We start from the raw sequence: 13,499 nt of genomic DNA on the forward strand, positions 1-13,499 counted from the left end.
TTTGGCACTCCGGAGCGACAGACCGTTTTTTTAAATTCACAGAGGGTCTGACGGGGAAAGTTCATATTAATGAACCATGCGGTCCCGGCCCTTCCACTCTTTTTCCCTAAGTTTGTACTTCTGAATCTTTCCTGTAGCTGTTTTTGGTAACTCACCGAATTCAATAACTTTAGGAGCTTTGAAGCGGGCAAGATTTTCTTTACAGAAACCAATGATATCTTCGGCTGTGGGGTTTGCCCCCTCCTTGGGAACCACAAAGGCTTTGGGCACTTCTCCCCATTTTTCATCAGGTACCGGAACAACGGCCACTTCCAGAACATCCGGATGCCGATAAATGACATTTTCGATTTCAACAGTGGAAATATTTTCCCCGCCACTGATGATAATATCCTTTTTGCGGTCCATGATCTGCACATAATTATCCGGGTGCATCACTGCCAGGTCGCCGCTGTGAAACCAGCCGCCTTCAAAAGCCGTGGCCGTGGCCTCAGGGTCTTTGTAGTACCCCATCATCACGTTGTTCCCCCGCATTACAATCTCACCAATGGTCTGCCCGTCACGGGGAACCGGTTCCATTGTGCCGGGGTCCACAACATCCATATACATGGCGATAACATACGGGACACCCTGCCGTGATTTCATTTTTGCCTGCTCTTCAGCGGGCAGGTCTGCCCATGCGGGCTGCCACGCACAGATACTGTGAGGTCCGAAAACTTCAGTCAGCCCGTAGGTATGGGTGATATTTGCGCCCATGGACTCCATGTTCTGGATAATCGTTGGCGCGGGAGGCGCTCCTGCTGTCATGATTTGCAGTTCATCTTTTATCTTGACATTATTGGCTGTGGCATAAGTGGACATGGTAATCAGGACCGTGGGTGCAGCGCACAGATGGGAAACATTTTCTTGTTCTATAAGACGATAAATCTCCTCAGCTACGACTGCCCGAAGACAGACATGCGTACCGCTCACGGCAGTGACCCCCCAGGTAAAACACCATCCGTTACAATGGAACATGGGCAATGTCCAGAGATACACGGATTCGGAGTTAAAGCCTGATTCCAGCATTTCTCCCAGCGCATTCAGGTATGCCCCGCGGTGATGATACATCACACCTTTGGGAAGTCCTGTGGTGCCGCTGGTGTAATTGATTGTTGCCACATCATACTCATCTTCCACAGCGATTTCCACGGGTTCGGCAGAACCGGTATTCAGGAATTCCTCGTATTCCATGCCGTCCAGAGGCTTTTCATCACTGATGTCGCAAATATTAACAAAGGTTTTTACCTGGGTTAACTCGTTCGCTATAGGTGCCACCAGCTTGGAAAATTCATTATCAACAAAAAGCGCTTTGGCGTCTGAGTGATTAATAATGTAAGAGACTTCATTTGAGGACAGCCGAATATTAACGCTGACAAGGGCCGCGCCGATCATGGGCACGGCATAATGGGCTTCCAGCATGGGGGGAGTATTGGGGCAGACAAACGCGACTTTGTCTCCCTTGCCTACGCCTATCTTCTTGAGCGCGCTGGCCAGCTGGTTTACTCTGTCATAGAACTCTTTGTAAGTGTAACGTTTATCTCCGTGAACAACCGCAACCTTGTCAGGATAAATCGAGGCAGATCGCCTCAAAAAGATCACAGGGGTGAGGACATCAAAACAGACTTTGTTCTGAGACATTTTTCCATTCTCCTTTTGATTAATTTAGAAGTTTTCAGGATAGTTAAGATTTTTTAAATATTATTAAGGTGTGAAACGCCGGGGTGAAATTTTGGGACCACAGAAACCGAATATCCGACTTCTGAATCCCGAATTCCACTTTTGCATTCGCCAAATAGAACATGAGAGGCTCAAAGCATAAATCACAAATAAAAAGCTATGGAAACCAGGTATTCCCAAACGCCCGGTTTTCTCTTCATTATTCTTCAGGTCTCAAATCAAGAGAGTATTTCTGTATTGCTTTGTCACTGTTTGGTTTGGTAATCAGACTCACCAGAATGAAGAAGATGAACCCAACAAAGACCCAGTAAAACTGGTGGGGAGTTACAATTGTTTTGTCCAGGAAAAAAACATGGGCTGTCTTATGGACAGAATTCGCGTACATCCATGAAAAACAGGACAAAAAGGTCATCACCAGAACATTTGTCGCGGCCGCGGCAGTTGTGGCTCTGGTCCACCAGATGCCCAGAATAAGCGGCGGTCCGCATGAACAAAGAATCACGACAAAGGCTGCTCCCGAAATATCCAGAACAAGTGCCGGCGGTTTAAAAGCAAAAAGCATACAGACAAATATCACAATTGTTGTCATCACACGGGCACACTGTACAGGTTTTTCTTCGGGCCATTTGTTTCCAAATACTTTTCCGAGAAGGTCCCGTCCCAAAAGAACATTCAGCACCATGGTCCAACCGGCTGCCGTGGCCATGGCCATGGCCAGTCCGCCGGCTGTAATAATCGCTAAAAGAAAGGGACTTTTCAGAGATTCCATAGCCGCAATCATCGAGTAATCTGTAACAGTTGCTCCGGCCACACCAAAAGCAGTCTTCATATGCTTCAGAACATCTATGGCGCTGCTGATGCCCTCTGTCTGCATCAGGGGATGCATGGTTTCAATCAGAACCCTTGCACCGGTTCCGATAATAATCAGTCCCGCGTACATGGCTCCGCCCAAAATAACTGCCCAGAAAACACTCCGCCGGGCCGCGTTGATATCCTGTGTGGTGAAGAACCGGACCACCGTGTAAGGCATGGCGGAAAAACCAAAATGCCAGGTGAAAAAGAAACCGACCACACCTGTCCACATGGACATCAGTTTGTGAGAGGGCGTTTCAGTGACATAAGGCATGTTGAAAAAATGGGGGCTGTTGGCCAGAACCGCATCTGTAAGCCCGTTCAGTCCGCCGTAATTTGAGATGACATAAGCGGTTGCAAGCAGAGACGCCATGGTCATCATGATTCCCTGAAAAGCTGTTGAAATGGTTGTGGCCACCATGCCGCCCAAATAAATATAGGCATATACCACAACTGCCGCGAGGACCACGGATAAAGCAAAATCGAGCCTGAGGATCGCCATCATGAAAAGGGCAGTACTCACAATGGAAAGGATGACATATGCAAACCCGCCGATAATGGTGGGAATACCTGCGATAAGCCGCATCCATTTTGTTTCATAACGATCCGCGTAATAATCAGTAAAAGAAGTGGGAGCATACTTACGCAAAGGCGCAGCGGTCAGGAGTGTGGCAATGGGCATTCCCCCGATAATGCCGACCAGGGCCCACCAGAACGGATATCCAAGAATGAAGATAAAAGCAGGAAGTCCCAGAAAACTGGCAGGACTGAAATACGTGGCAGCAAGTGCGGAGCCGTTTACAAAAGGGCCTATTTTCCGGCCGGCAACATAAAATTCAGAAGCATCCGAAGATGCTTTTCGAGATGACCATCCGATCCAGAATAAAACCGCAAAATATGTCAGCGCCCCCATAATGACAATGGGATTAACTTCCATTTAAAATTCTCCTTTGATCAGCGTGTTCAGTATTTGGATATCTCCAAAAAAACTCAGACCTAAAGCATCTGCTATTGTTTTGCTTCTCTTTTTTCTTCCATTTTAACATAAAGGAAGGAAACAATAATATTAACTATCCACAATCCGAATATCCAGTTATAAATATAACACGCGGGAACACCCATAAATTTTGTCAGCGGCAGCTCCGGAATCGTCATTTCAAGAAACATGAAAAAAAAACACCATCCGTACATGACAGCCATTCCGACCCAGAATATTTTCGGCATACCTTTAAACATACTTTCAGACCTCCTTTTCTACTAGTCAGATGTCGGTAGTCAGTTTTTGGTAATCAGATATTGGTTGTCAGCAGTACACCACTTTGAAAGTTTGTCACCCCCCTGATGCGTTTTGTAATTCTTATAAAATCAGACTTTTGTGTTCTGAAAAGGGGGTGACGTGTTTACAAAGTGGTGTCGTAGTCATTTCTTGGTTGTCAGTTTTTAGTTATCAGCTATCAGTTATCAGCCACTGATTAAAACGGATAACTTTTAACGGATAACTAAAAATTAAAAACTATTTTTTGCTCCATTCGTTATTTCTAAGTTCAACCCGACGGATTTTACCACTGATGGTTTTCGGCAGGGTCTCGCAAAATTCAATCTTCCGGGGGTACTTATAAGGAGCAGTAACCTTTTTTACATGGTCCTGAATCTCTTTGAGCAGTTCATCGCTTCCTGTGTAACCCGGTGTCAGAATGATGAATGCCTTGACAACTTCTCCCCGGGTCTCATCCGGGCTTGAAACTACGGCTGACTCGGCAACAGCCGGATGCTCGAGCAGAGCGCTTTCCACCTCAAACGGACCGATACGATATCCTGATGTCAGGATAACATCATCAGAACGTCCCACAAACCAGAAATAGCCGTCTTCATCCACATAAGCCCTGTCACCGGTGAGATACCAGTCTCCCCGATAAACAGATGCGGTTCTGTCAGGTTCTTTCCAGTATTCTTTAAAGAGTCCCACGGGTCTGTTCGGCTTGACACGAACCGCGATGTCTCCCTCTGTATTCGGGGGAAGAACATTTCCGTCCTCATCAATCACTTGCAGATCAAAACCAGGGGTACGTTTGCCCATGGAGCCGAACCTGGGTTCAAGACATGGAAAACTGCCTGCCAGAATAACGGTCTCTGTCTGTCCGTAACCATCGCGAATCGTACATCCGGTGGCTTTTTTCCAAACGTCGATGATTTCAGGATTCAGGGGCTCACCTGCTCCCACGCAATGGCGGAGCGTGGGGAACTTATACTGGCTCAGGTCTTCCAAAACCAGCATTCTGTAAATCGTCGGTGCCCCGCACATAACAGTGACCGGATATTTTGACAGCAGATTCAAAGTTTTTTTGGGATCAAAACGGTCCGTATAATGGATGAACTGAGCCGCGCCGCAGTTCCAGGGGCCGAAATAACTGCTCCAGGCAGCCTTTGCCCATCCGGTATCACTGATGTTCCAGTGCATATCTTCGGGTTTCAGATCCAGCCAGAATCTGCCTGTGACCTGATGAGCGAAGCCATACGAATGGGTATGAAGCGCCATCTTGGGAAGTCCCACTGTTCCTGAGGTAAAGTAAACAAGACAGTTGTCATCGCTTCTGGTTTTGGCAGTTTCAAATTCATCCGATGCCTTATCCACTTCATCTGTATAAAAAAGCCAGCCGTCTCTTGGTTCGGTGATGACGATTTTATTTTTGACAGTGGTGCATTTGTCCGCAACTTCGTCAAACTTGGCAGCAATTTCGTTATTGGTGATAATACATACGGCTTCTGAGGTGTTGGCGCGGTATTCAAGGTCTTTTCCGGTCAGCTGGGTGGTTCCGGGAGCAAGCAGGGCACCCATGCGGATACATGCGGTGAATGTTTCCCACCATTCAATGTTGCGAGGCAGGATAACCATCACCACATCCCCTTTTTTGACTCCCCTGGAAGTCAGGAGATTGGCAAGTTTTTTGGAAGCCTTGCTGAGATCAAGAAAGGTTTTCTTAATCTCTGTGCCGTCGTCATCAACCCACCACATGGCAAGTTTTTCAGGGTCCTGAGCCCATTTGTCAATCATTTCTCCTGCAAAATTAAAATACTCGGGAACTTCCCATTTGAATTCCTCATAGGTCTTGTCGTAATCGGTCATATTACTTGTCTGGCTCATATTTTCTCCTTACTAAAGATATTATTTAGTTACAGCATCTGTTTTTGTTTACAACCTGATTGAAATATAGTTAAACTAAAAAGTTAAGTTATAAACAGCCTCAGACCACCTCCCTTCAGAAGTATTCAGAATACATAGTATGTCCTGCTATATTTTTAAAAATAAATACGCTTCGGAATTATTTTATAAAAACCATTCTAAAACCCTATTTTACCGTTATATCCGCGGTAAGAAACTGAATCTTATTCATTGTAAAAAAAATTCAGTGTCCCTGAAAATAAATCCCCTGAACACCTTTCCCTTTGGTCCTCTTTGTTTTAAGGTGCTTTTAAAAATTGTTTCTTGTTCATAAGCAAAAAAATAAAAAAAATGTATATGAATATGAACGAGCGCTCAGTCATAACATAAATGCACTCTATATTCATAATTTTAGAATTTGTCAAACTATTTTTCTACGCGTATTAAAATTTAATAAATCAGCAATACAAAATAACTCATATTTTAAACAATGGATATGAGTTCAGTCAGAAACAGAAACTTTCGAGTCAGATATCCCTAAAGCTGTGACTTATTGCCGAACCACTTTGGGCCTGAACCCTTTTTTTTCTAATTTTTCAAAAGCGTTATTCGCATCTTCAGGGGTTTCATATCTCCCGACAAAAACATGATGCCAGTTTCCCTTGCCAGGAATATGGACGGACATGGCAAAGGCAGGAATTCCTTTTTTTCTTAATCCTGCTGCTGCACGGTCGCACATTTTTTTGTCATTCAGATAAGAAAGAATATGAATTGTATAGATACAGGTTTTTTTTTCATGAGGGATAGCAGTTTCCTTTGTTAAACAAGGGGAAGAATCAGCCGTTTTTTTGTCATCTGATGCCCGGGTGGCAGAGTGTTCCCGCCACGGCTTATGCGCCGCATAGGACTTCAGATGTTCGGCATATTCTGCCAAAACTTCAATTTTGCCTTCTGAATCTGACAAAGCAATGGCATTTTTCTGGGTTGTTATTGCATTTTCAAAATTACCTGTTTCAGCATAAGCTGCTGCCAGCGTGTCCAGAAAATTCGGTTCCGAGTGAATTTCCACAGCTTTTTTCGCCAGTTCCACAGCCCTGGGACCGTTTCGATATCTGACATCCGGGCAGGTGGCCAGGGTCCAGGCGATTTGCTGATATGCATCAGCATAATTCGGATTTATTTTCAGAGATTTATTATGATCATCAATGGCCTTGTCATATTCGCCCTTGCAAAACCAGACCGCCCCGCGGTTGTTATATGCCTCAAAGTCATTCGGATTGATTTCCAAGGCCCGGGTGCAATCCGCGATGGCTCTGTCGTAATCCCCTTTGTGAAACCAGGCCCCTCCCCGGCTGTAATATGCTTCAGCATAGTTCGGGTTGATTTCCAAAGCCTTGCTGTAATCCGCAATGGCCTTGTCATAATCTTTTTTGTAAAACCATGCGACTCCCCGATTGTGATATGCTTCGAAATCATCCGGGATGATTTCTATTGTGATGGAAAAAGCCGCTATTGCTTCATCGCACTGCCGGGATTTTAAAGAAGAGACACCTTTTTTAAACCAGTTCACAAAACCTGTTGATGATTCAGGGACCAGCAGGTACGCAACCATCACGAAAAGACCCAGGATAATTCTGACGCTTCTTTGTTCTTTTTTTAAAAAATTCAGCATATACATTATGTTATAGATAGAGCGTGATCAGCCACAGGATCAGACCGATAAAAAACGATGAGGCAACACCTATCGGAATGGTCCAGCGAAGGATCGCGCCTTCCTGTCCCATAGCGCCGCACATGGGGGTGGCAATGGCAATTTTAAAGGGGGAGGAAACAGATCCCACTGATGCGCCGACGGCCAGGCCCGCGGACAGCCAGGTTGCTGAAATTCCCAGAAGCCCCGCAGCCTGAACCTGAAGCTGACCAAATAGCATGAGTGAGGCAACCCCGTAGCCTGTAAGGAATGTGCCGACCCACCCCAGCAGAGGGACAAATATGGGGTACAGGGTGCCAGTATAAATTTGCAGACTGTGAGAAAGCACCAATGGAATATTATGGCTCTGGTCAAGCCGGACAAATCCCGGATCATAACCTGAATAGGCGATCATCTGGCCCATGGCACCGAAAAGTCCCATCGCGATGCAGGCCCGCCATCCTTTTTCTGCTCCGGCTAAAAGCACTTCCCGCACTTTGGTCTTGGAAACTTTGAGAAGAAATACCGACAGTCCGAAGGCAAGAAAAAGGTAAATATAGGCAGAGAAAAAAGGACGGAACGTGACCGTGTGAATGGGAACAGCGCTGATTTCCACACTCAGGCGATGAAAGGTCAGTTTTTTGAGAAAAGGCACGGTATTGACCATGAGAAGGGCTGCCAGCATGAAGATAAACGGGGCCAGATCATATATAATCTTCCGGTTTATTTCCAATTCCCGGGGCCCCAGTAATATAAGGAAAAGAATCAGTCCGAGACCTGCAAGCATGCCGGAAATGGAAATGCCTATAAACGCGACTGCCCCAAGTGCGATCATTCCCAGTAAAAGGCCGCACATCAGAACCAGGGAAAGCCGACGAACTCCCCCGGAAGGCCGGGGCAGAAAAATCGGAACACATATTGCCATGGACACGGTGGCCGGTACGGACAGCCAGGCTGAGGCAATGCCCAGATCATGCACGGGCAGACCTGTTACCAGGGAAAGTACCGTGACAATGACCCCGGTCAGTTCCAGTGTCATAAGCCCGGCATATCCCACAATGGAAAGCGCGGCCGCGCCCATAGGTGCGACACCGGCCGCATGAAGCATGGGGGCCACAACCGGCTCCGCGATGACGCTTGCACCTTCCATGAAATTGCCCACCCCCAGTGTAATGAGAAGATTTCGGTGAAACGCGTCACGAACCCCGCCCATGAGCCAGTCCACAATTCGGGTGAGAGAGCCTGTGTTCATAAGGAGGGTGGAAAGAAGGATACCCGCAAAAATGACCAGGAGCAAAGGTCCTGTGGTGAGAATTCCGTCCGCACCGGCCAGAAGGGCTGTGTTCAGAGGCGTATTAAAAAAGAAAACCACAAGCCCCAGGGTAAAAAAGGAGCTGTAGATGGACAGCTGAAAAGCAGGCAGACGGAACCCCACTGCAAGCAAAGTTAAAAGGAGAACTGGTGTCCAGCAAAGGAAAAAAAGAATTATTTCGGCAGATTCCATTTTGTTATTCCTTCTGTAATGAGCATCCTGTCCGACCTGTGTTGTGTCAGGATACCAATATTTGTTTCCACACAGAAGCGTGAAAACGAAATGAATTAACATATGAGGATAACTCGATGATCAAGTTTTTTTCTGTCATTCCTGCGAAATCAGGAATCCTGTGCCTCCGGATTTGTAACATCTGTGGAAAACAGATTCCTGCTTTCGCAGGAATGACAGACTTTTTATTCGAACCAAGTCAAAAAATTTGATCATCGAGTGTAAATAACATTTTTTTAATTTTGTCAATAGAACTTGACAGAACTTTATCATCAGCCTGCCTTAGCTGACCGAAATAAACGCTCATGAAAAAGCCGGGTTTTTTGCCTCCGGTCACGAAAATATTGACAGATAACAACCCGGCTTTTCAAAATGTATTTTCACGGTAAAGAAGAACAAAAGATGATAACTGCTGAAATTTCAGACAGTGAGAAATTTCCGAAGCTGGAAACTTCGGAAATTTGATGGGGCTTATTGCTCATTTATTAAGCTATTCAGTATTGTTCAAAGCTGCTGTCATCGAGTTCATCCACAAGCAGGACAGTTCCGGTCGTCCCCTTTTTTGCATTTTCTGTGTGATCCGCCTTGACAAAAAGCGTTTTTTTCGGCTCTGCTGTCATTATTATCTTCCGAGAGCTTTCCGTTTTTATCCTCTTTGCCGGTTCCGAATTCTTTTTCCGTTTTTCTGTCTCAGCATTGGAAATCCTGAAAAATGAGGCCGATTTCAGAAGATGTTCTGCCTGGGACGAAAAATCCCGGCTGGCCGACGCCATTTCCTCAATCGAAGCAGCGTTCTCCTGAATAACATGATCCAGTTGCTGAATGGCCTTGTTCACCTGGGCAATGCCCCCGGCCTGCTCGGTGCCGGACACACTGATTTCCTGAATCAGTTCGGCTGTCTTCTGTATCCCGGATACCATCTCCCCCAGAAGCCTGCCCGCGTTTTCCGCTATTTCGAGGTTGGAAACTGAAAGGGAGTTAATTGACTTGGCCGCTTTCTGACTGCGTTCCGCGAGTTTGCGGACTTCCGCAGCCACAACCGCGAATCCTCTCCCCTGCTCACCGGCCCGGGCCGCTTCGATGGCCGCGTTCAGCGCGAGCATGTTGGTCTGTCTGGCGATATCCTCGATGATGCCGATCCTCTCAGAGATGGTCCTCATGGCCCGGACAGTCTCATCCAGGGCCTTTCCTCCTTCTTCCGCATCCTGAGCCGTTTTCATGGCAATGGACGCTGTTTCCCTGGCATTGTCGGCATTCTGCCCCACCATGCTGTCCATCTCCTCCATGGAAGCTGATATCTCCTCAATGCTCGCTGCCTGCTGGGACGTGCCCTGGGACACCTGTTCCGCTCCGGAAGCCAACTGCCCGCTGCCGGTGGCGACCTGATTCGCGGCGTTCTGAACATCGGTCGCGAAATTGCCGAGATTTTCAATCATCATGTTCAGATTGTTTCGGATCTCGTCAAAGTCGCCCCTGTACTCATCCGTAATTCTTTCCGGTATGTCACCTCCTGAGATACGATCCACATAGCCTGCTGCTGTTTTCAGAGGTCCGACCACCGCGTCAAGGGTATCATTGACTCCTTTTATAATTTTGGCATACTCCCCTCCGAATCTGTCAGCGTCTCCCCGGGCGTCAAGTCTCCCTTCCAGTGTTGCATCTGTCAGTTCATTAATATTTCCCACGATGTTTTTAATTGTGCTTACCATCTTCATGAGTGATTTTCCTAAAACATCTTTTTCCGAAAGAATATTCACCTCCGCGGACAGATCCCCTTCAGCAATTTTTTCAGCTACTTGCACTGTTCCTTTGAGATTCGATATCAGTGTATTGATATTGTTTCTGATCCGGTCGAAATCGCCTCGATACTCCTCTGTAATCTTTTCAGGGATATCTCCTCTGGCGATCCGATCAACTGATTCTGCGGTCACATTGATGGGAACCACAAATGCCTCAATCAGCGAATTTATGCCGTCAACAAGTGTCCGCCACCCCCCTTCAAAGGCTTGTTCGTGTCCCCGGGTCCTCAGATTTCCTTCCCTGACCGAATGAATCAGTCCCTCGGTTTCTTCCAGAATCGCATTCAGCCGTTCTGTCATCATTCTTAAAGCATTCATGAGCCGGTCCTGTGCTGAACGTTCTCTGACATCAAGCTTCAGATTGCCTCCGGCTATGGCCTCGGCAATGCGTGTGATGTCATTCATGGCGTCAATGAGCATGTTCAGATTGCTTTTTATCTTATTGAAATCTCCCTTGTATTCTCCGGTGATCCGTTCAGGAATATCTCCGGCTGAGACTTTTTCAAGACAGGTCGCGGTCATGCTGATGGGAACGACAAAAGCGTCAATCATACTGTTCATGCCGAGGACAAGTTCCTGCCAGCCTCCTGAAAATTCTTTTGTATTGCCGCGGGTGCCGAGCCTGCCTTCCTGAATCGCACGAGTGACCTCGTTCATCTCCCCGGAAACCGCATTGATCTTCCTGATCATCGAATTCAGCGCCTTCATCAGCCGGTCATTTTCAGATCGCTCAGTAACATCCGCTGTCAGATTTCCGGAGGCTACCTCCTCGGCAATCCGGGTTGTTTCATTCATGGCATCAATGAGCATATCAAGGCTGTTCTTGATTTCGTTAAAGTCGCCCTCGTATTTCTCCGGCACCTTCTGCGGAATATCACCCTTTGCAATCTGTTCAAGAGATATGGATACCATGTAAATCGGGGCAGCAAAAGCGTCTGTCAGGTCGTTTATGCCGACAATAAGTTCCTGCCAGCCACCGGAAAACGCATCAGCCTTACCCCGGGTATTCAGTTTTCCCTTTCTGACCGCCCGAATCAGTTCGCCCATTTCTCCTGAAACCGCTTTAAGGCTGTTTATCATCGTATTCATGGCTCTCATGAGCCGGTCATTTTCAGAACGCTCCCTGACATCGGCCATCAGAGTTCCTGCCGCGATTTCCTCGGCAATGCGTGTGATGTCATTCATGGCTTCAATCAGCATATTCAGGTTGTTCTTCATCTCGTTAAAATCACCTTTGTACGCCTCGGTGATCTTTTCGGGAATATCGCCCTTTGAGATACAGTCAATTGCATCAGCTGTCATGTTAATGGGAGCCACAAACGCGTCAATCACATTGTTTGCGCCAACCATAAGATCACGCCATCCGCCCTCAAATGCTTTTGTATTGCCCCGAATATCCAGTCTGCCTTCCTGAACTGCCTGAATAAGTCCGTTTATCTCTTTTAAAACAGAACTGATGGTGTCTTTCATATTGCGAAAAGCATTTGCCAACATACCGATTTCATCTTTTTGGCGGATTTCTGTTTCCTTACTGAAATCCCCTTTGGCGATGGCATTTGCCATATCTACAATAGCTGTGACGGGCCGGGTAATTTCCCGGGTTACAAACCATAGGAAAACAAGTGCGGCCGCCACACAGAAGAAACTGATGCCCACGGATTGCCACATGGCGCGGAATGCTTTACTCATCTCTTTGTCTGCCGCCCAGGTGATCTTTTCCTCGGGAATCAGAATATTGACAGACCACGGCGTTTTTGTTTTGCCTATTTCTACAGGAGTAAAAACAGCCAGACTGCCCGGGCGTTCTTCTGTAATTGTCTCATTTTCTCGGATGTGCGCTGCATCTTTCTCCCAATTTTCCCGTAGTTCTTTTATATGTTTACCTGCAAGTTCTGATTTGCCAGTTGCTGCCGCAAGGGTTCCGTTATGGCTGAAAACAAAAATTTCCGCGGTTCCATCATACAGCTTTTTTACATCGTCAACCAGTTCATTCAACATATCTAGCCGCATATCAATTCCGACAATGCCGTAAAAGACTTCATTCAAGATAATGGGCACGACCAGAGAGGTAATCAGCGCGGGATATCCCTGAACATTACTCATAAAAGGATCAGCAATATATTCATTTTTTGTTTTCCGGGGCACCAGATAATAGTCTCCGGTTTCTTCATTATCGTAGTTTTTCAGGGGAGTGACCACAATTTCACGGTTCTCATTCCGATACCAGTAAGGAATATACCGCCCGGTTTCGTCATGTCCTTCCTCGTTTGCGTATCCCTGATCCAACGGATCAAAAGCCCCTGGTTCCCAGCCAGTATAGACAGCGGCAAACTGGGGATTTTGAGCCAAAACAATTTTCAGAATTGCATTCATCTCTTCTCTGCCAAGTTCTCCTCCGAATTCTTCGAACTTTATGCCGGAAAGCATCTGAGCGAGCGTATGTGCAGTGTCAAGTCCCTTTTGCAAACTCCCCCTGATAGCATTGGCATGTTGTTTTGCAATGGCTTCGACATAATACTGCGCGTCTCTGATTGCTTTTTCCCGGTCAGCTTTTGCCCGTGTCTTTATTTCCATGGCAAAATAAATAATAATAACTGACGCGGTGCCCAGCAAACAAATCCCTGCCCAGAAAGCAAGTTTCATCTGCAAACTTCTTTTCATAATATCTCTCCCTTTTTTGTGCGACGTATGTCATAAGTACCCGATCAAAAGTTTTTTATATATCTTTTTTTTGCGAAC

7 protein-coding genes are annotated in these 13,499 nt (G+C 46.5%); all 7 read right to left on the bottom strand.

The window, feature by feature from the left end; genetic code table 11:
* Positions 1-66: 66 nt before the first annotated feature.
* Positions 67-1,677: an acyl--CoA ligase family protein gene (locus dnm_RS19415; RefSeq protein ID WP_207678559.1), complete on the bottom strand. Its 1,611-nt coding sequence runs from the start codon at positions 1,675-1,677 to the stop codon at positions 67-69.
* 238 nt (positions 1,678-1,915) lie between these two features.
* Positions 1,916-3,505, bottom strand: coding sequence for a sodium:solute symporter family protein (locus dnm_RS19420; RefSeq protein WP_207678560.1), 1,590 nt, complete (start codon positions 3,503-3,505; stop codon positions 1,916-1,918).
* Positions 3,506-3,576: 71 nt separating this feature from the next.
* The gene (locus dnm_RS19425) at positions 3,577-3,804 is read right to left on the bottom strand and encodes a hypothetical protein (RefSeq protein ID WP_207678561.1); all 228 of its coding nucleotides are present in this window, start codon (positions 3,802-3,804) and stop codon (positions 3,577-3,579) included.
* A 277-nt stretch (positions 3,805-4,081) separates the two neighbouring features.
* Positions 4,082-5,710, bottom strand: coding sequence for an AMP-binding protein (locus dnm_RS19430; RefSeq protein ID WP_207678562.1), 1,629 nt, complete (start codon positions 5,708-5,710; stop codon positions 4,082-4,084).
* A gap of 568 nt (positions 5,711-6,278) precedes the next feature.
* The gene (locus dnm_RS19435; protein WP_207678563.1) at positions 6,279-7,400 is read right to left on the bottom strand and encodes an SPOR domain-containing protein; all 1,122 of its coding nucleotides are present in this window, start codon (positions 7,398-7,400) and stop codon (positions 6,279-6,281) included.
* Positions 7,401-7,410: 10 nt separating this feature from the next.
* Positions 7,411-8,922 (bottom strand): L-lactate permease, encoded by a 1,512-nt coding sequence (locus dnm_RS19440; protein ID WP_207678564.1) that lies wholly within the window; start codon positions 8,920-8,922, stop codon positions 7,411-7,413.
* 533 nt (positions 8,923-9,455) lie between these two features.
* Positions 9,456-13,421: a methyl-accepting chemotaxis protein gene (locus dnm_RS19445; protein ID WP_207678565.1), complete on the bottom strand. Its 3,966-nt coding sequence runs from the start codon at positions 13,419-13,421 to the stop codon at positions 9,456-9,458.
* Between the last annotated feature and the right edge of the window lie 78 nt (positions 13,422-13,499).

It is taken from the genome of Desulfonema magnum (assembly GCF_017377395.1).
GTDB lineage: Bacteria > Desulfobacterota > Desulfobacteria > Desulfobacterales > 4be13 > Desulfonema_C > Desulfonema_C magnum.